General features: G+C 56.5%; 13 protein-coding genes. 2 read left to right on the forward strand and 11 right to left on the reverse strand.

Annotated elements, in window-relative coordinates; translation table 11 throughout:
- Nucleotides 1-9 precede the first annotated feature (9 nt).
- On the forward strand, nucleotides 10-3,288 hold the full coding sequence (locus AC2FJC_RS07695) for a PA14 domain-containing protein (protein ID WP_496739028.1): 3,279 nt from the start codon (nucleotides 10-12) through the stop codon (nucleotides 3,286-3,288).
- A 6-nt stretch (nucleotides 3,289-3,294) separates the two neighbouring features.
- Here AC2FJC_RS07695 and AC2FJC_RS07700 read toward each other — a convergent pair whose 3' ends face one another.
- From AC2FJC_RS07700 to bioB, 6 genes are read right to left on the reverse strand one after another with little or no spacing between them, the layout of a single operon-like run.
- Nucleotides 3,295-4,053, reverse strand: coding sequence for a methyltransferase (locus AC2FJC_RS07700; protein WP_496739029.1), 759 nt, complete (start codon nucleotides 4,051-4,053; stop codon nucleotides 3,295-3,297).
- Nucleotides 4,050-4,670, reverse strand: a complete 621-nt coding sequence (locus AC2FJC_RS07705; protein WP_496739030.1) for a pimeloyl-ACP methyl esterase BioG family protein — start codon at nucleotides 4,668-4,670, stop codon at nucleotides 4,050-4,052. Before AC2FJC_RS07705 ends, AC2FJC_RS07700 begins: the two co-directional genes overlap by 4 nt.
- Nucleotides 4,667-5,953, reverse strand: coding sequence for an adenosylmethionine--8-amino-7-oxononanoate transaminase (gene bioA / locus AC2FJC_RS07710; protein ID WP_496739031.1), 1,287 nt, complete (start codon nucleotides 5,951-5,953; stop codon nucleotides 4,667-4,669). Before bioA ends, AC2FJC_RS07705 begins: the two co-directional genes overlap by 4 nt.
- Entirely contained in the window at nucleotides 5,950-6,570 is a 621-nt protein-coding gene (bioD, locus tag AC2FJC_RS07715; RefSeq protein ID WP_496739032.1) for a dethiobiotin synthase, read from the reverse strand. The genes bioA and bioD overlap by 4 nt, the downstream gene beginning before the upstream one ends.
- Entirely contained in the window at nucleotides 6,567-7,700 is a 1,134-nt protein-coding gene (locus AC2FJC_RS07720) for an 8-amino-7-oxononanoate synthase (protein ID WP_496739033.1), read from the reverse strand. The genes bioD and AC2FJC_RS07720 overlap by 4 nt, the downstream gene beginning before the upstream one ends.
- Nucleotides 7,697-8,677 carry a biotin synthase BioB gene (gene bioB, locus AC2FJC_RS07725; protein WP_496739034.1) on the reverse strand — a complete coding sequence of 327 codons (981 nt, stop codon included), beginning with the start codon at nucleotides 8,675-8,677 and terminating at the stop codon, nucleotides 7,697-7,699. The genes AC2FJC_RS07720 and bioB overlap by 4 nt, the downstream gene beginning before the upstream one ends.
- 389 nt (nucleotides 8,678-9,066) lie before the next feature.
- Between bioB and AC2FJC_RS07730 the strand changes: the two genes are divergently transcribed.
- A complete protein-coding gene (locus AC2FJC_RS07730; protein WP_496739035.1) occupies nucleotides 9,067-11,046 on the forward strand; it encodes a bifunctional 2',3'-cyclic-nucleotide 2'-phosphodiesterase/3'-nucleotidase in 1,980 nt (659 codons plus the stop codon).
- 103 nt (nucleotides 11,047-11,149) lie between these two features.
- On the opposite strand, the gene AC2FJC_RS07735 is transcribed toward AC2FJC_RS07730, so the two are convergent.
- The 5 genes from AC2FJC_RS07735 to AC2FJC_RS07755 form a co-directional block, all read right to left on the reverse strand.
- Complete coding sequence (locus AC2FJC_RS07735; protein WP_496724686.1) at nucleotides 11,150-12,184, reverse strand: AI-2E family transporter; 1,035 nt, start codon at nucleotides 12,182-12,184, stop codon at nucleotides 11,150-11,152.
- A gap of 81 nt (nucleotides 12,185-12,265) precedes the next feature.
- Nucleotides 12,266-13,069, reverse strand: coding sequence for a TIGR03084 family metal-binding protein (locus tag AC2FJC_RS07740; RefSeq protein WP_496739036.1), 804 nt, complete (start codon nucleotides 13,067-13,069; stop codon nucleotides 12,266-12,268).
- 88 nt (nucleotides 13,070-13,157) lie between these two features.
- Nucleotides 13,158-15,131 (reverse strand): acetyl/propionyl/methylcrotonyl-CoA carboxylase subunit alpha, encoded by a 1,974-nt coding sequence (locus AC2FJC_RS07745; RefSeq protein ID WP_496739037.1) that lies wholly within the window; start codon nucleotides 15,129-15,131, stop codon nucleotides 13,158-13,160.
- Nucleotides 15,132-15,186: 55 nt separating this feature from the next.
- Nucleotides 15,187-16,806, reverse strand: coding sequence for an acyl-CoA carboxylase subunit beta (locus tag AC2FJC_RS07750; protein ID WP_496739038.1), 1,620 nt, complete (start codon nucleotides 16,804-16,806; stop codon nucleotides 15,187-15,189).
- On the reverse strand, nucleotides 16,806-18,590 hold the full coding sequence (locus AC2FJC_RS07755; protein ID WP_496739039.1) for an acyclic terpene utilization AtuA family protein: 1,785 nt from the start codon (nucleotides 18,588-18,590) through the stop codon (nucleotides 16,806-16,808). Before AC2FJC_RS07755 ends, AC2FJC_RS07750 begins: the two co-directional genes overlap by 1 nt.
- Nucleotides 18,591-18,680 lie beyond the last annotated feature (90 nt).

Below are 18,680 nucleotides of genomic sequence, written 5' to 3' on the forward strand. Positions count from 1 at the left end.
AATTGTGCGATGGGTAAACAAGAGAACGACCTGAATTTTCACACAAGGTCCGCACAGGCGGATATGGACGAACAACACGAGATCGCCTCTCATCTTTCCCGCAATGTTGTCGGGCCAAGCGAAGATCCGACGCGCAGTTCGTTACACACAGGCCAACAGTTCTCTGGGACAATGGAACCTAGCATTCGGAGCGAAGGTGCCCCGGAAGAGTTGAACCCACGCACCGTGCATGCACAACAATCCGGCAACGTCACAAACACTGATCCTGTCGCCCACACTTTTCATTCAACGAGCTCGTCGGCTGGGTCAATTGCACAAAACCCCAAGGCAGAGGCGACGGAAATTGACGAAAGCGCCGCCGGAATGGAAACATTCCGTGCTGCAATTTCAACGCCCCAAACAACCGAAGGTGTGGCAAAAACCCATGTAAGCGGTCCGGCCTCTCGTCCAGAGCCGCCAAGCGTACCCAATCTGGATGCAGCGCCGGCAGTTTCAACCGACACACAGACCGAAAACAACCCGCCACAAGAGGTCACTCTGGACAACACTTCAGTCGCCGAGAACGCCAAAGGCGCGGTGATCGGGAACATCTCGATCGTCGACCCGGATGCATCGGACACGCACAACATTGACATCTCGGACGACCGTTTGGACATCGTTGACGGCAAGTTGCAGCTAAAGCCTGGCATTGTTCTGGACCATGAGGAAGCGGCACAGATTGAGGTCGACGTCACAGTCACAGACTCTGGCGGGGCCAACCTGACCGAGCGTTTCATCGTGGAGGTTCAGGATGTGAACGAGGGTCCGACAGATCTGGTGCTGGACAACATCTCTGAAAACCTTATTCAGAATGGCAGTTTCGAAGAATTTGACTTGGAAAAGGGTAAATGGAAAGGCTTTGGCTCGGATGAAAGCGGGTCTTGGCAAGACGCGCATGGATTGGAAATTTGGGATCATTTAGGCGGTACGAAAGCGTCCGATGGCGATCAGCTGCTTGAGATGGATCATGGTCGGGGCATCGACAGTATTTCCCAGGTCGTCCAGACAGAGGATGGTCAGCTCTATGATCTGGGCATCGACCTGCGTGAGCGCCTCGCAGGTGGAACCGATACGGTCGAGGTCTATTGGAACGGCAATCTGGTGGCGGAGCTGGACCCGCAATCCGCTGATTGGGAGACGTTCCAGATGCAGGTTGTTGGAACCGGGCAAGATACGCTGGAACTGCGCGAACCTGAGGGACAGAATGATACCTACGGCGCCCTGGTTGATAACATCACACTGACCGCCGCGCAGCAGACAGTGGCCGAAAACGTCGATGGGGCCGTTGTGGGGCAGCTCAGTTTCGTGGATGCGGATTTGCACGATACCCATGAGTTCGAAATCTCGGATGACCGGTTCGAAGATATTGACAATCAACTGCGTCTGAAGCCCGGCGTGGCACTGGACTATGAAGCGGCATCCTCGGTCACTATTGACGTCACGGTGATTGACGAAGGCGGGTTACGTCAGACCGAAAGCTTTACGGTCAATGTGGCAGATACGGACGAGATGACGTTTTCGTCAGGGTTTCACGCCAAATACTTCGACGTTGATCATCGTCTTTCCAAACTGGAAGACATCAACTGGATCGCAGAACCGACCCATGAAGAGGTTACGTCCGAAATCAACTACGCTAACGGTCACGACACATTCTGGGATGGAGGCGCAAAAGACACGTTTGGCGTCCAGATCAATGGCAGTATCGAGGTTGAGCAAGGCGGAACATTCACTTTCTTTCTGGGCGCCGATGATGGTGCGATGTTGGTAATCAACGGCCAACCCGTCGTTGAAAATGACGGGCTGCACGGGTTTCGAACTCGAACAGGTGAAGTTGAGCTTGAACCGGGAACACATTCGATCGAAATCCGATACTTCGAAAATTACGGCCGGGCTGGACTGAAGCTTGAATGGGAGGGACCAGGTCTTGACGGACGTGAGGTGGTTACAGCCCCGGACATGTCCGAGGCCCAAACCGTTTCGGGCATGCCGCTGGCCATTGATGTGGACATGGGAACGCTCAGCGTGACCGATGAAACCTCATTCGAACTGACAGGTCTGCCCACCGGAACAATTATCGAGGCTGGCGGAACCGAATTTGCGGCAAACACGGACGGGATCGCAGAGATGGGAGGCTGGCAAGGTGGGATGATCACCGTAACACCGCCGCCAGAATTTGAGGGAACGGTCGAAGCGGCTCTGCATCATTCTACGCCAACCGGTGAAAACAGCAGTCACGACGGCGTACAATACCTGACTTTCGAAGTAACTCAGGCTGACTTGCCCTCACCAGATGCCAAAATTGTGGGCGGTTTCCGTGCCAGTTATTTTGACATGGACAACAGGTTGTCAAAGCTGGACGACATCGACTGGTCCGCTGACCCGACGCATCAGGAATTTGTGTCTGAAATCAATTATGAAAACAGTCGCAACTCATTCTGGGAAGGCGGTTCAAGGGATACCTTTGGGGCAAAGCTCGGAGGTAAAATCACAATAGAAGAAGGCGGTTCTTACACTTTTTTTGCCGGTGCGGACGATGGCGTAGCGGTCTTCGTCAACGGCGTTAGGATCATGGACAATGATGGTCTGCATGGGTTCCGAACGCGGTCCGGAGAAATCGACCTGGAACCCGACACTTATGATATCGAAGTTCGGTATTTTGAGAATAACGGTCGTGCAGGATTGAAATTGGAATGGGACGGGCCGGACACAACGGGGCGCGAGCTTTTGCAGGCTGACCCAGCCCCAAATTTCGGCGAAAACGGGACGATCGAAGTCGCAATCGAGCTGCACCAAGCAAGTGATCAGGCTGCTGTATCTTTGGAAGGGCTGCCACCAAATACTTTGCTGATCAGCGGTGAGGATTCACTGATGACTGATGGCGGTTCGGCGGATCTCTCCGGCTGGGATCTCGGCTTTCTTGAGATTTCCCCGCCCCCAGGATTTCAATGCGCAATCGAAGGGGAAATCTTGGTGACTGACACCGGATTTAACGGGGGGCAATTGACTTCAGTGACTTCCTTTGCGCTGGACGTCGGGCAAACAGATGAAATTGCAAAAGACCTTGCCCTTGATCTGTCCGAAACGCTTGCTGCGACAACACTGGTTGAACCGCCCGCGCCGTGGCACTTGGATTTTGCGCAAAGTGACGGGGAAACCGACGGCGATGTCATGGCCGAAGCGGTACTGACCAACCCGGGCTCTGAGATCTCGTGTATTGAGACCGAAGCCTATGAGCGCATTGATTGGTAGCGGCACTCAGCCATGTTTGCGGGCCACGATCCAACTTGGGTTATATGTCAGGGACACGCCATCATCGTCGCCAAAGTCCCGGACATATTGTTCCGTGAATTGGGCAAGACTGGTTTTGGTCCAGACCTTTTGCGCGCGCCCGTTGACCCCAGTTCTTCGAAGGTGATTGAGAACGCCTCGGGGCGTATCAAAGCGCAATGCAGAGAGAATTTCGCCGCAACTGATAATCTCTAACCGGCCTTCGACCGCCGCGGCCAAATCTTCAGATCGGCACAGGCCCGGCGCTTTGGCTGTGGAGCCGACTTTCATCAGCTCCCGGTACTGATCTGGTCCAAAGCCTGAAACCGCCAACCAACCTCCAGGAGCCAATGCGTTGGCCGCCTTTTGCAAGAAGGCTACGGGATCGAACAGCCATTGGATCATGGATGCGGAAATGACCAAATTGGGCTGAGATGGCCATTCAACAGTTTTGGCATCACCACACAAAAAGTCTGCGCCGACCGCTGTTGCGGTCTCAGCTGCTTCGGGCGACAGGTCATTGACCGTCAACTGGCCAATATCGAATGTGCTACACACCCGATGCGTGAGGTGGCCGGTACCACACCCAAATTCCAATCCGGTAGCGAAACGATGCGGCGCGCCGCCGACCCGCATCTCTTGGACCAGCCGATCCGCGATTTTGGCCTGCTGGCTGGCCGAGCCGTGATAGCTGCGGAAACTGCGGCTGAAACTGCGCTGGACGCGGTCCGCGATCTGGACGTTCATGCGACCCACTCCTGCCAGTTCTGACCGTCGCGAAACGGGACATGCGAGGTGGCAATTCCACGCACGGCAGATTGTTGGTGCGCCCATGCCGCCTCTTGCGCGGGGGTCGGGATAATACGGTCCTGCTGGGGGATCCATATCCGGTCAAACGCCATCTCGGGTGCGCCACCACGGTCGATCACGGCGTGAAGCTCTGCCTGCGCAGCCTCCAGATCAATTTCAGGAACCGGCCCGTTCAATCCGGCACGGCGACAGAACTTTGAGAAACTGGCTGCGGTCAGGTTTTCCGCCGTGGCGCGGATCATATTCGGTGCGATGCCACGCTCGGTGTCAGCCGGGCATAGCGTGCCGCTGACTGCAATCAGCCGATCGGGACAAAATCCAGTTTGCTCCAACCAATGGCCCGCGGATGCGACGCCAAAAGAAAAGGCAATCAGATTGACCCGGTCATATTGCGCAATATCAGGCAGAGGATCGTCAAGGTGGCGGAAGTCGTCGACGAACAGCACATCGCCGCGCCCTGTAAGCCCAGCAAAAGGCGCGGCCCCCAGCGCCCAACCGCCAAAAATCAGGATCAATTCATCCGTTCCCGAACGCGATAACCACCGCTGTTTCATAACATGCCTTTGACGAGCGAGATCATGGCCGATGTTACACGGCTCAAATCATTCGCAGAGATGATGTAAGGCGGCATGCAATAGATGTTGCGGGCAAACGGGCGCAACCAAACGCCGGTATCGGGTGCGAGCGCATGCGCAACCGCAGGATCAACCCATTGCTCCATTTCGATGACCCCAATCGCGCCAAGCACGCGCACATCGGCAACGCCTGGCAATTCACGTGCGGGGGCAAGCTCTTGCTTCATCTGGTCGGCAATCGCGTGCACTTCGGCGCGCCAATCTCTGACCGATAATTGTTCCAGACTGGCCACCGCGGCAGAACAGGCCAGCGGGTTGGCCATATAGGTCGGGCCGTGCATCAAAACGCTGGCTTCGCTTTCCCCAATTCGGCGCGCGACATCTTCAGTCGTGGCGGTCGCGGCCAGAGTAATATGGCCGCCAGTCAAAGCTTTGCCCAAACAGATGATGTCCGGAACCACTTCGGCGTGGTTCATCGCGAACAGTTCGCCCGTGCGACCAAACCCGGTCGCGATTTCGTCAAAAATCACAAGAATTCCGTGTGCTTTACACAGGTCTTGCGCGCCTTTTAGCCACTTGGGGTGATAGAAGTACATACCACCCGCGCCCTGCACCACAGGCTCTAGGATCAGGGCCGCGATCTGATCGGCCTTGGTTTCCAGCAGCTCTTCCAAAGCATCCAGCCCATTCAGGGTTGGATCATCCGTCCATTCCTGCTCAAACGATATCGGCGGGCGCGGCAGGAAATGTTGGATCGACAGCGCGCCCCTAAACAGCCCATGCATCCCATTCTCGGGGTCGCAGACGCTCATCGCTTTCCATGTATCCCCATGATAGCCGCCGCGAATGGTCGCAAACTGCGTACGCCCCGTGTGACCCAGCGCCATCTGAAACTGCACGGCCATTTTCAAGGCGACTTCAATCGCGACCGATCCGCTGTCGCTGTAGAAAATGCGATCCAGCCCGTCAGGCAACAGCCCGACTAGTTTGCGACCCAGTTCAATTGCGGGTTGATGCGTCAGGCCACCGAACATGACATGGGGCATTTGCTGCAGCTGTTCTTGCATCGCGGCAGTAATGGCCGGATGACGATGCCCGTGCACCGCACACCACCACGACGACATAGCATCGATCATCCGAGTACCGTCTTCGCGTGTCAGCCATACCCCTTCGGCCTCGGTGATCAGATGCATCGGACCGAGGTTCAGAACATTCGTATAGGGATGCCACAGGTGGCGAGCATCAAACTCCAGAGCGGTCACAGAGCCCTCCGAATTGTTGCTGTGTCAATCGCATCGAAAGCATCCGACAGCGTACCCCGCGACAGGGTTTCAAGGTGCGGCAAGCGTCCCAAACGGGTAACCTGACACATCTCGGCGATGGTCTGTTCAACCTCTGGCTCAGCGTTGCCTACAAACGCTACGCCGACGACGTTGCAACCTGCTCCCCGCAAAGCCATCAGGGACAGGCTTGTGTGGTTGATCGTACCCAATGCGGTCCGGGCCACCAGAACCACGGGCGCCCGCCACACCGAGATGACATCAAGGAAAAAGGTCTTGCGGTTCAGCGGCACCATGATCCCGCCTGCCCCCTCGACGACCAGGGGTCCGTTGACCTGCGGCAGCGCAAGCCGATCCGGCGAAATCTCGACGCCCATGTCTTCGGCTGACAAATGTGGTGAGGCTGGCATGTTCAGGCGATAGGCTTCCGGCAAAATTTCAGCACCGGAAAGCGCCGCGACGGTTTCTGTGTCCGTTGCATCCCCAAGCCCGGATTGCACCGGCTTCCAATAGGTTGCGCCAAGCGCGGCCGTCAGGCCCGCAGCAAAAACCGTTTTTCCGACACCAGTGTCGGTGCCTGTGACGATTACAGCGCTCATGCCGCCTCCGTCTGTTGATGCGCCAGTGCTTCGAACAGGGCGCTTATGTCATCCTTGCCCACGTTGCCGGTGATCGACACGCGCAGGCGCGACGTGCCCCGTGGCACGGTCGGCGGCCGGATACCACGGACGTCAAAACCTTTGGCCTGTAACGTTGCGGCCATTTCCATGGTTTTGGCGTCATCTCCCAAAATTATGGGGATAATCTGGCTGTTCAGCGCCTCTTGGGGTGTTCCGATCTGACGTGCAACGGCATGCGCGTGGCGGGTGCGGGACAGGGCGTTCAGGGGCAGCGAACTATCTGTTTGAAGATGCTGCAGAACCACGCGAACAAGGGCCGCATTGAGCGGAGATGGGGATGTCGCAAAGATAAACGGGCGCGCGCGGTTGATCAATGTTTCGATCAACACCCGCGGGCCACAAATCAGCCCTCCAGAAACCCCCAACCCTTTGCCGCATGTGTGCAAAGTCAGCAACTCAGCCTTGAGACCATGCGCCAGACCCTTACCTTTAGGGCCAAATACTCCGGTTGCATGAGCCTCATCCACGACCAATATGGCACCGTGTTCACAGGCCAGATCAGACAGCGCAGCCACGGGCGCAATGTCGCCCTCCATGGAATAGATGCTTTCCACGGCGATCCAGATTTGGCCAGACCCGCCTTCTGCCAACCACGCCTCAATGGCCAGACGCGCTGCGGCAACATCATTATGGGCAAAAGCACGTGCTTGGGCACGACCCATCCGCATGCCTTCATGCGCGCTTGCATGAACCAAAGCATCGTAAAGGATCAGATCTTCGGCGGCAGGAAGGGTCGAGAAAATCGCCTGATTGGCCTGAAACCCGCCGCCCATGAACAAAGCAGCCTCAGCATCAAAAAAGGCGGCTGCCTCGTGTTCAAGCGCCTCATGTTCGGGATGATTGCCCCGCAAAAGACGGGAACCACCGGATCCCAACGGCACGCCCTGCGCCAATGCCGTTTGCGCGGCTTCGCGCAGGAATGACGATTGCGCCAATCCGAGGTAATCATTGGACGCAAAATCCAGACCGCGCGGCTGCGCCAACACCCGGCGGCGGTGCCGGGTGTCCAGCTGTTCAAGCATCGAGTTCAGACGACTCAATGCCTTCATTCAGCAGCATCCAAACAGGATTTTTCAGCCGAGGTTTCGGCCTGCAGCCCAAGCTTCTTGAACAGAATGGCGTCGGTGTCCTCTTCAGGATTTTCTGCCGTCAAAAGCGTTTCGCCTACGAACATCGAGTTTGCGCCAGCAAAGAAACACATGGCCTGCAATTCATCACTCATGTCGCTGCGCCCAGCGGACAGGCGCACGTAGGACTGTGGCATCATGATCCGCGCAACGGCTATGACCCTTACAAAATCGATCGGATCGATCGGTTTAGCGTCTGCCAGAGGCGTGTCTTCTTGCGGCATCAACATGTTGATCGGCACCGAATCTGGTGCCGGGTTCATATTGGCCAGTGTGACCAGCATATCGACGCGGTCTTGAACCTCTTCCCCCATCCCGAGGATGCCGCCGGAACAGACCTTGATGCCCGCATCCTGCACGCGGTTCATCGTGTCAATGCGGTCTGCAAAGGTGCGTGTTGTGATGACTTCGGGATAGTACCGCTCGGACGTGTCGATGTTGTGGTTGTAGTAGTCCAGCCCCGCATCGCGCAGACGAACCACCTGATTATCGTCCAACATGCCAAGGGTCATGCAGGTTTCCATCCCCATCTCGCGCACACCTTCGACCATTGCGACAAGCGCATCCATGTCGCGGTCCTTGGGTTCGCGCCATGCGGCACCCATGCAGAAACGGGTTGCCCCGCCGTCGCGGGCCTTGCGGGCTTCGGTCAGAACGCGCTGAACCTCAATCAGTTTCGAGGCCGACAGTTTGGATCCGTTCCGTGCAGATTGCGAGCAATAGGCGCAATCTTCGGCACAGCCACCTGTTTTGATCGACAGCAGTTTCGATGTCTGGACCTTGTTGGGATCAAAGTTCTCCCGGTGCACTGTCTGCGCGCGAAACAGCAAATCCATCAGCGGAAGGTCATACAGAGCTTGAGCAGCGTCGCGGGACCATATCGGGGAGGTATTTTTCATTTTATAGATACTTTTCGAGAACTCTCATGGCTACACATTCTTTTATAGATAAAGATCGTTATCACAACCAAATTTTACCATCTGCGTCACTCAGGCGGAAAAACGCGGATGCTTGCAATGGTCCGCTGTGCCAACGCCGCTTTAGCAAACGATGCGGAACATTCTATCCCAATGCCGCTGTCGCTATTTCCGCAATATGCACCGCGCGATAATCAACCGTCTCAAATCTACACATGTTGCCATGATTGGGTAAGCAGATCACAATGGGCATCAGTACCAAACATTCCCTCATGCGCCGCGCCCCTGCAAACGCGTTGGATACCAGTGTCACACGGTTGTTTTGTAAGTCATGCAGAAGGCGCGTTAGCCAACATATTGAAAGGTTCCGAATGACCTCCTCCAGCCATTTTTCGATGTCTCGCCGCCAGTTCCTTGCCACAACTACGGCCAGCGCCGCCGCAATCACCCTACACCCGTTTTCGGCCGCTGCCGCTGACAATCAGGCGCATCTCCGGATCATGGAAACAACCGATATCCATGTGCATGTCTTCCCTTATGATTACTACGCAGACAAGCCGCGCGATACGGTAGGCCTGTCGCGCACCGCATCGATCATCAATGACATTCGGTCCGAAGCGACCAACTCGTTGCTGGTAGACAATGGTGACTTTTTGCAGGGCAACCCGATGGGTGATTACATCGCCTATGAACGCGGCATGAAGGAAGGCGACGCCCACCCGATCATAACCGCATTCAACACCGTGGGCTATGACGCCGCTACTCTGGGCAATCACGAGTTCAATTACGGTTTGGATTTTCTGGAAAAGTCACTCGCCGGTGCGGATTTCCCGGTCGTTTTGGCCAATATCGCCAAGGAACAAGGTGCAGGGCCACGCGATGATAAGACCCTGGTCAAGCCTTACGCCATTCTGGACCGCGAAATTGAAATGGGCGACGGCAGCAAGCATCCAATCAAGGTCGGCGTCATTGGCTTTACACCACCTCAGATCATGAATTGGGATCGCAAGCATCTGGAAGGCAACGTTCAGGCCCGAGACATTGTCGATACGGCGAAAGCCTATGTACCAGAAATGCAAGAGCAAGGCTGCGACCTGATCATCGCCCTGTCGCATTCGGGTATCGGTGAGGCAGACCACGCCGACGGGATGGAGAACGCCTCAGTCGCGCTGGCTGGCGTCGATGGCATCGACGCGCTGGTCACAGGCCACAATCACCTGGTCTTCCCTTCGCCCACCTTCGCGGATCGTCCAGGTATCGACGTCGAAAAAGGTACCTTGATGGGCAAACCAGCGGTCATGGGCGGTTTCTGGGGCTCGCATCTGGGTCTGTTGGACCTGCTGCTGGAACGCGACGGGAACGAATGGCGCGTCGTAACAACGACGTCCGAGGCGCGCCCGATCTCAAAGCGCAACGAAGATCGCTCAATCACCGCGCTGGTTGGCGACGACCAGACCGTGCTGGATTCGGTCGCCAAAGATCACGACGAAACGCTGGCCTATGTGCGCCGCGCCGTTGGGAAGACGTCCGCACCTTTGCACAGCTACTTCGCACTCGTCGCGGATGATCCGTCGGTGCAGATCGTGTCGATCGCACAAAAATGGTATGTCGAGGAGATGATGAAGGGCACAGAGCATGAGGGGCTGCCCATCCTATCAGCCGCCGCCCCGTTCAAGGCCGGTGGCCGCGGTGGGCCAGAGTATTATACCGACGTTCCAGTGGGCGATGTGGCCATCAAAAACGTGGCTGACCTGTATCTCTATCCGAACACCGTGCGGGCGGTCCGCGTGAACGGGGCACAGGTCCGGGGTTGGCTGGAGCGTTCGGCAGGTATGTTCAATCAGGTTGAGCCGGGCTCGGCCGACGCAATTCTACTGAACCCGGAATTCCCGTCCTACAACTTTGATGTAATGGACGGCGTGACCTATCAGATCGACCTGTCTCAGCCCTCACGATTTGGACCAAAAGGCGAAGAAGTAAACCCGGACGCGGCACGGATTGTGAACCTGTCCTTCAACGGCACGCCAGTTACGGATGATATGGAGTTTATCATCGCCACCAACAATTACCGCGCGTCTGGCGGCGGGTCATTCCCAGGCGCATTGGGTGACACGATTGTCTTCGAGGCTCCGGACACAAACCGCGACGTCATCGTGCGTTACATTGTCGAACAGGGCACAATCGATCCAAAGGCGGACGCCAACTGGTCCTTCGCTCCGCTCGCAGATACCACGGTGCTTTTCGAAACCGGCCCCAAGGCGCGCGACTATATGAGCGACGTCAATGGAGTGGTGATCGAAGACGCAGGCGAAGGCGCCGATGGTTTCGCCGCGTTCCGCATCAAGCTTTAAAACGCCAGAGTTTTAAAGCCGACCGTCACCCCGACCAATGGGTGGCGGTCGCGCACCAAAGATGACGAATTATTCGATCACTTAAAACCGGGCTTTGGAAAAATCAGTCAAGTTCACCGCTTTCTGACATCAAAATCGCCAGCGGTCGCGTAGAATGGATTTGCGACAAGATGATCATCACCACGGCAGTCAACGGTATCGCCAATATGGTGCCTGCCAGACCCCACATCGCGGTCCAGATCGTCAGCGAAAACAGCACCATAAACCCGCTCAGGTTCACCGAGTTTCCGACCAGGCGGGGTTCAAGGAAGTTTCCGACAAACAGCTGAGCGGCCATGAGCGCGATTAGCGCGACACCGGCGTGCCAGATGCCGCCAAATTGCACGAGGCTCAGCATGACGGGAAACAGAACACCAACAATGGAACCCAGGTATGGGATATAGTTCAAAAGGCCGATCAATATGGCCCAGAACATTGCGAACTCGATGCCAAGCAACAACATGATCACATATGAGATCACAGCCAAAATGACGTTGATCAGGGTCTTTGCGCTTAGGTAGCTGCCGATTTTCTGGTTTATCTGGGCGACAATTTGCAGCGACCGGTCAGCTGTTTCGGCATCACCCAAAGCCTTTCTAACTTTTTCTGGCATATCGTCCAGATCGGACAGGATGAACACAATATAAAGGATTGTCATCAACATGACCGTCCCGAAACCCTGCACTGTGGAAAGCGTCCCCTGCACAAAACCCAAAACATCGAACTTGCCAGCAATCGTCTGCTCGATCGTGGACCAGTCTGGCAGTTTTTTGACACCCAAAATCGCCATTGCCGAGTCAACCAGCGCTTTTAGGTTGGTTTGGTAACGCGGGATATTCTGGGCGACCGCTTGCGCGTTTGCCTCAAGAAAAACCCCTATCAGAATCAGCGTTAGAAATATGGCAAGCAGTGCAAGTAAACGGCGCCCGCGGCGTGGAATGTGGCGCAACCCCGGAACACGGCCGATTGTCGAGGCGGTCGAGTCCAGAATGTATATTCCGATAATGCCCAAAAGCACCGGAAGAAAAATGCTCTTGCCCAGCACCAGCAGCCAGCCGATGACAACAGCGACGATCAGGCCAGATGCAAGTTTTGTCACATTAAACTGCAGCATATCTTCGCTTTCGGTCGGACGTGTGGGTCCTTTTGTGCCGGGTTCTAGGCTTATATTCAACGTCTTTCACGCAATCTGAGCGCCCCGAGCGCAGTGACGGTTACCCGGTGCTGGAGGCGTTTCGCGACCACCGGCAAAACACTGCGCGATTGACATCCATTCGGCAGAAACCGGCCCTTCCACCTTTAGAGATGTATCTGCGATGTTGCGGGTTTGGGCCGAGACTTGCGCAAACTCTACCGCAGGTCCTGTTATCCGATTGTCCCCCGGTTCACCGAACTCCCATAAGGCTCCGGAAGGTGCGGTCAGTTCAAGTCGCGGCATCGCCTCGGGCACGGGTTTGCCGTTGACCTGATAGGCCCAGCCAAACGTGTTCACACCCAGAATGACGATGTTCTTGACTCGGTCCTGTTCGACGCGCTCGACACCAAGAACGTCAAAAACCTCTTGCCCGTGTGCCCAAGTCTCCATCTGGCGGGCCGTAATTGATGAGCGTACAGACATATCCGGACCGGCCCATTTCACCCGGTGCTTGGGATCGAGATCGGCCCAACGCGCGCCAATATCTGTGTAAAGTGTCCGCCAGGAATCGCGCAGCTCGTTCCCACGCAGCAAGATCGCTTCGTTCTCGGCTGCGCGCAGCCCTTCGGCATTGGCTTTGACAAACAATGCGCCAATGCGCGCAGCGAATGCGTCGGGATCCTGAAGCGACAAATCGGCCATCTGGTTCCAATAGTGCAGATGCACCAGAACATCGTTCAGCGTCCATCCCTTGAACTGGGTTTGGTTTTCCCATTGGTTGCCCGAAGTATCGGCGAGAATGGCAAATAATGCCTCGCTTTCTTGTAGAAAATCCGTTGCCTGTTGCACTGCTTGTTCCCTCGATTTTGTGTTTGCCCATTCGATGTCCTCGGATGCAGTGTCTGAGCGGCGGTAGCCGGCACACACCCAATTCTACCTATGTTTCGTCAATCTCGATCATAACATCCCCCGCCGCCACCTGTTGTCCGATCTCAACGTGTACAAAGGTCACGACGCCCGCAACGGCGGCAGTGATTTGGTGCTGCATCTTCATGGCTTCGAGAACGGCCAGACAGTCGCCAATCGAAACGCTTTGACCAGGTCTTGCCGCCACCTCGACCAGGGCACCCGGCATGGGGGCGGTGACGCGACCGCCAGCGATCGTTCCCGCATCCAATGCACCGGGACGCAGGCGTCGAAACGTCAGGCGCTCGGCGCCGATGGCGATCTGGGCCGTGTCCCGGGTTATGTGTGCGGTGGCGTCGACGGTGTTGTCATTTATGCGTGCCCGGACCTTCCCGCTGCTGCGCTTGATGAACGAGACATCAAACGCGTTGCCCTCAACCCATACCGCCCATCCATCAGGGCGGGCGAGTGCGCGCGTTTGTATCTCTTCGTCCCCATATGTAAGCGTCACGGCGAACGGCGGCAACGCTGCGCTGGACCAACCCAACTGTTCGGCGGATACGTAGCCCGACGCCGCCCTTGCGCGGGATTGATCCGCATCCAACAACAGCGCAGCCGCCAAGGCGATGTCCGGCGCAGTTACCCGGTACGCAGGAAAGCCCCGGGGGTAGGTCCGATCCAAAAATGTTGTCGTTGCATCACCAGCAATGAAATCTCTGTGCTGCAGCACATCTGCAAGAAACCGCGAATTTGTCACCGTTCCCAGCAAAATAGATTCGTTCACAGCCTTGATCAGCCGCGCACGTGCCGTTTCGCGGGTTGGACCATGCGCAATGATCTTTGCAAGCATGGCGTCATAGAAAGGCGATACCTCTTGCCCTTGTTGAATGCCGGAGTCCACACGCACTCCGGGTCCAGTCGCAGCCTGCCAGAAATCAATTGGACCGGTTGCCGGTAGATATCCGTTAGCGGGGTCTTCGGCATAAAGCCGCGCCTCAATGGCGTGGCCGTTCATGGTGACGTCTTCCTGAGAGATCGGAAGGGCGTCACCCTGCGCGACAGCGATCTGTAGCGCCACTAGGTCGATGCCAGTGACCATCTCGGTGACAGGATGCTCAACCTGCAGTCGGGTGTTCATTTCAAGGAAATAGAAAACGCCGGACGGTTCCAATAGGAACTCCACGGTTCCGGCGCCGCGATAGTTCACCGCACGGGCCGCCTCAATCGCCACGGCTCCCATTTTTTCGCGCAATTCTGGCGTCATGGCGGGGCTTGGGGCTTCTTCGATGACTTTTTGGTGGCGACGCTGAATCGAGCATTCCCTTTCGCCCAGATGAATTACGTTCCCGTACCTATCGGCAAAAATCTGAAATTCGATATGGCGCGCATCACCGATCGCTTTCTCAAGGATCAATTTGCCGGATCCAAAAGCGTTCTCGGCCTCGGATCTGGCAAGCGCAATCGCCTCAGAAAGAGCGTCGGCGGATTGGACCACGCGCATTCCGCGTCCACCGCCACCAGCTGCGGCTTTAACCATAATGGGAAAGCCGATCTTGTCCGCTTCTGTGACCAGAGCGGTATCCGATTGATTATCGCCTTCATACCCTGGAACGCAGGGAACGCCCGCGCCAATCATGAGGCGTTTGGCGACGGCCTTGTCGCCCATCAGCCGGATCGCTTCGGGATCGGGTCCGATAAAAGTCAGACCCGCGGTCTCGACTGCCGCTGAAAAACCCGCATTTTCGGACAAAAACCCATAGCCCGGGTGAATTGCCCCTGCCCCGGCTTTCTGAGCGGCAGCAATGGTCTTTTCTGCGTTCAGATAGCTATCACCAACCGGCCCTTCACCGATCCAAACCGCCTCATCAGCAAGTTCGACATGGGGCGCTCGCGCGTCAGCGGTTGTATAAACGGCCACTGTGCGCAGCCCAAGCGACCGGGCGGTTCGCATGATACGCGCGGCGATTTCCCCACGATTGGCAACGAGAAGCGTGTCGAATGTCATGCCTCAGCCTCTGCTATCTGTCTTGGATGTGGATTTGGTGAGTAATGCAGTATGATCAAAACCTGTGCACCCCGTACGAGCTGGGTTTGACCGTTCGCGCGCGACCCTCAAGGCAGGTTTCAAGGCAAAAACCCAGCACGCGCCGCGTGTCGCGGGGGTCAATGACGCCATGATCGATACACCGGCCCGAGGTATAAAACGCATTTTCCTGTCGTGTGAAATGCGCTGTGATCGCTGCCTTCTGCGCAGACAGTTTGGCTTCGTCGGGGTCGATCCTTTTGCGTTTGAACCCTGCACGCGCGACCAGTTCCATCGTCCCGGCGGCTTGCTCGCCGCCCATCACGCCCGTTGCCGCATTGGGCCAGGCGAACAGGAAGTCCGGGTCATAGGCGTAGCCGCACATCCCGTAATTGCCCGCCCCGAAACTTGCCCCGACATAGAGCGTGATCTTGGGCACATCGACAGATGTAACGGCCTGAATCATCTTGGCCCCATGTTTGATCATGCCGCTTTGTTCATATTGGGTGCCGACCATGAACCCTGTGATATTGCTAAGAAAAATAAGGGGAATGTCGGCCTGGCCACATAACTGAATAAACTGCGCGGCTTTGTTTGCGCCTGCAGGGTCCAGTGGCCCGTTGTTTCCAAGAATACCCACAGCGATACCATTGATTGCGGCCTGTAAACAGACAGTCGCCGAACCATAATCGGGTTTGAAATCCTCAAAATCCGAGCCATCCACGATGCGGGCCACGACCTCGTGGACATCATAGGGGACACGGTAATCGGTTGGAACAAGGCCTGCGATCTCATCCGCATCATATTTCGGAGGCTGCACTTCTTTGCAGCGACGCACAGGCAAAGATTTGTTCCAATCCAGCCGGGCCATCACGTTCCGCGCCATTTCGATACCGTGCGCATCATCCCCGGCCAGATAGTCGACCAGCCCGGATGTGGTGGCATGCATCTCTGACCCGCCCAGATCGCGGTCATTGGCCTTTTCGCCCGTCGCCGCGTGAACCAAGGCTGCACCGGCCAATGCGGCCATACCATTGTTCTTCACGCCGACAACATAGTCTGCAAGGCCTGGCATATAAGCCCCACCGGCGGTTGACGGGCCATGCAGTACTGCGATGTTGGGCAGGCCAGCGGCCGAATGGCGGGCCAGATTGCGGAACAGTTTGCCGCCATTGGCCCAGAATTCGACCTTGTATTCCATAAGATTTGCACCGGCGCTTTCGACAAGATGCACAAAAGGCAGGTTCTGTTTCAAAGCCATGTCCTGCGCGCTCAGGAATGCTGTCGCTGACATCTCGACCATTGCGCCGGCCTTGATTCCTGAATCGTCGACGATGATCATGCAGCGCACGCCCGAGATGAAACCGATGCCGATGACCAATGACGCGCCCGGAACCGATTGCTCGGGATCGTCTGTATCGACGCAGTAACCCGCCAACCCGTGCAGTTGCAAAAAAGGCATGCCAGGATCCAACAGTTGGGTCAAACGGTCACGGGGTGTGATCTGCCCCCGGGCCTCCATCCGTTCGCGCCGTTTCTCTGACAGGGCGACAGGACGCGCTTCAAGCGCGCGCATCTCGTCAACAAGAGCCAACATATCGGCTCGGTTCTTGGCGAAGCTATCAGAATCGCGGACGACTTTACTGACAAAACCCATCAGTTTTCTCCTCGCTCGGTGTATGAGGATAACTCTGCAGGAATCCTGATCGGTGTGGCTAGCAATATCTGGGCATAACTCTTGCCTTGCGCGTCGTTGCGCAACGAGGCAACGCCACCGCCACCCAGCGCATTGTGCAGCAGAATGTTCATGGAATGCGTTCCTGGAAGATGGAACCGTTCGACCCTGCCGGATAGATGATTAGAAAAAACATCGGCCAGCGTCGTTTCGGTCAACTCAGCCCAAATATAGGGCAAAAAGATAGCATGGCGTGCAATGACCCCAATGTTTGCGGTGTCGCCTTTGTCCCCCGATCTTGCCCAGGCCAAATCTTCCAAAGGGCATGTGATCCAATCGGTCACCTTTTCATCGGCTGTTTCTGGGGCTTTTGCCGGGACAGGTTCCGGGTCTTGTGGGGACGTTTTCGGCGGATTGTAGGCGATCTGCTCCCCATCCATCGTTACGCAATAGGTCAGCGTGTCGTTTGGCACCAAGAAGGAAAACAGGGCAACGACTGGCGAGGGTTTTGGACGCCCTCCTCCGGTAAAGATGTGCAACCCCGGCGGTGCGGCCAGTGCGCACCCGGTCATCTCGCGTAGGAATACTCCAACTGCGTGAGGGTCGTCGTGTTTCACGGCTGCCTTGAACGAGATCTCTTCGTAATCGCCGTCACCGGGCCGACCCCCGAAGGCTTCAAACGACACCTCGCGATAGTCGGAAGCACCGATCTGGTGCAGGACAGCGCGCGCGCGATCCAACCCCGCTTGGGCAAAAGCCTTCGCCTTTTGTCGTGCCTCACGCCCGTTGATCAGAATCGTCATGCCCGCGCGATAGCCATCCGCCCAGGTGGCGGACACTTTGAGCTGCCCTGTCGGCGCGCGGCCTTTTGCACCCGAAACGGTTACATAGTCTGGCTCGGATTGCTTGATCCTGACATTGGAAAAGTCGCAAATCACGTCAGGCAGAAAATAGGACTGCGGGTCGCCGATCTCATACAGCATCTGCTCGCAGACCGAAGCCGGGGTCACACATCCAGCTGTGCCCTGCGGCTTGGTCAGGACCAACCCGCCATCGGCGTTTACCTCGACAATTGGATAGCCGATCTTGGCGATGTCGCCTGCCAATTTCCAGTCCGTGAAATTGCCTCCGGTGGCTTGCGGACCACATTCCAGCAGATGCCCCGCAAGCGACCCGGCAGCTAGCAAGTCGTGGTCTTTGGGCCGCCATCCAAAATGATACATGCACGCCGCCAGAGTCAGAGCGCTGTCGACGCAGCGGCCCGTGATGACGATATCAGCACCGCCGTGCAGCGCCGCCAATATCGGCCCAGCCCCAATATAAGCATTCACCGAGGCGATCTTTTCGATCGGTGGCATCGGTGCACCGGAAAACATCTCAGTCCGATCGACAAACTCAGCCACACGCGGCAGCAGGTCGTCGCCTTCGACCACTGCAACTTTCAAGTTCAATCCCAACTCTGCAGATTTGCGACGTAATTCATCAGCGCAGGCAACTGGGTTGACCCCGCCTGCATTTGACAAGACCTTGACGCCTTGCTCGGCGATTTGGGTTAAATTGTTGGCCATAACGTCAGAGACGAAATCCACCGCATATCCCTTTTGGGGGTCTTTAAGACGGGCGCGGGCCATGATCGACATGGTGATTTCGGCAAGGTAATCGTAGACCAGAAAATCGAGCCCTGGGGCACGCAGCAATTGCTGTGTCGCATGAGGGGCATCCCCCCAAAAACCACTTGCTCCTCCGATCCGCAGAGAATGTGTCACGCCACGTCTCTCCCGCTTGGGTGCGATCCGCAGTTTACAGACCGACTGTTCTGTTTTTATGATTTGCTGATCACCTTGGTCAACGAAGAT

This window comes from Ruegeria sp. CDSB117 (assembly GCF_059611005.1).

Excerpts from the sequence above, each read along its gene's own strand:
- AC2FJC_RS07705 (WP_496739030.1), bottom strand. The coding sequence starts at position 4,670 with ATGAAACAGCGGTGGTTATCGCGTTCGGGAACGGATGAATTGATCCTG.
- bioB (WP_496739034.1), bottom strand. The coding sequence starts at position 8,677 with ATGAAAAATACCTCCCCGATATGGTCCCGCGACGCTGCTCAAGCTCTG.
- AC2FJC_RS07695 (WP_496739028.1), top strand. The coding sequence starts at position 10 with ATGGGTAAACAAGAGAACGACCTGAATTTTCACACAAGGTCCGCACAG.
- AC2FJC_RS07720 (WP_496739033.1), bottom strand. The coding sequence starts at position 7,700 with ATGAAGGCATTGAGTCGTCTGAACTCGATGCTTGAACAGCTGGACACC.
- bioD (WP_496739032.1), bottom strand. The coding sequence starts at position 6,570 with ATGAGCGCTGTAATCGTCACAGGCACCGACACTGGTGTCGGAAAAACG.
- AC2FJC_RS07745 (WP_496739037.1), bottom strand. The coding sequence starts at position 15,131 with ATGACATTCGACACGCTTCTCGTTGCCAATCGTGGGGAAATCGCCGCG.
- AC2FJC_RS07700 (WP_496739029.1), bottom strand. The coding sequence starts at position 4,053 with ATGAACGTCCAGATCGCGGACCGCGTCCAGCGCAGTTTCAGCCGCAGT.
- AC2FJC_RS07750 (WP_496739038.1), bottom strand. The coding sequence starts at position 16,806 with ATGGGTTTTGTCAGTAAAGTCGTCCGCGATTCTGATAGCTTCGCCAAG.
- AC2FJC_RS07730 (WP_496739035.1), top strand. The coding sequence starts at position 9,067 with ATGACCTCCTCCAGCCATTTTTCGATGTCTCGCCGCCAGTTCCTTGCC.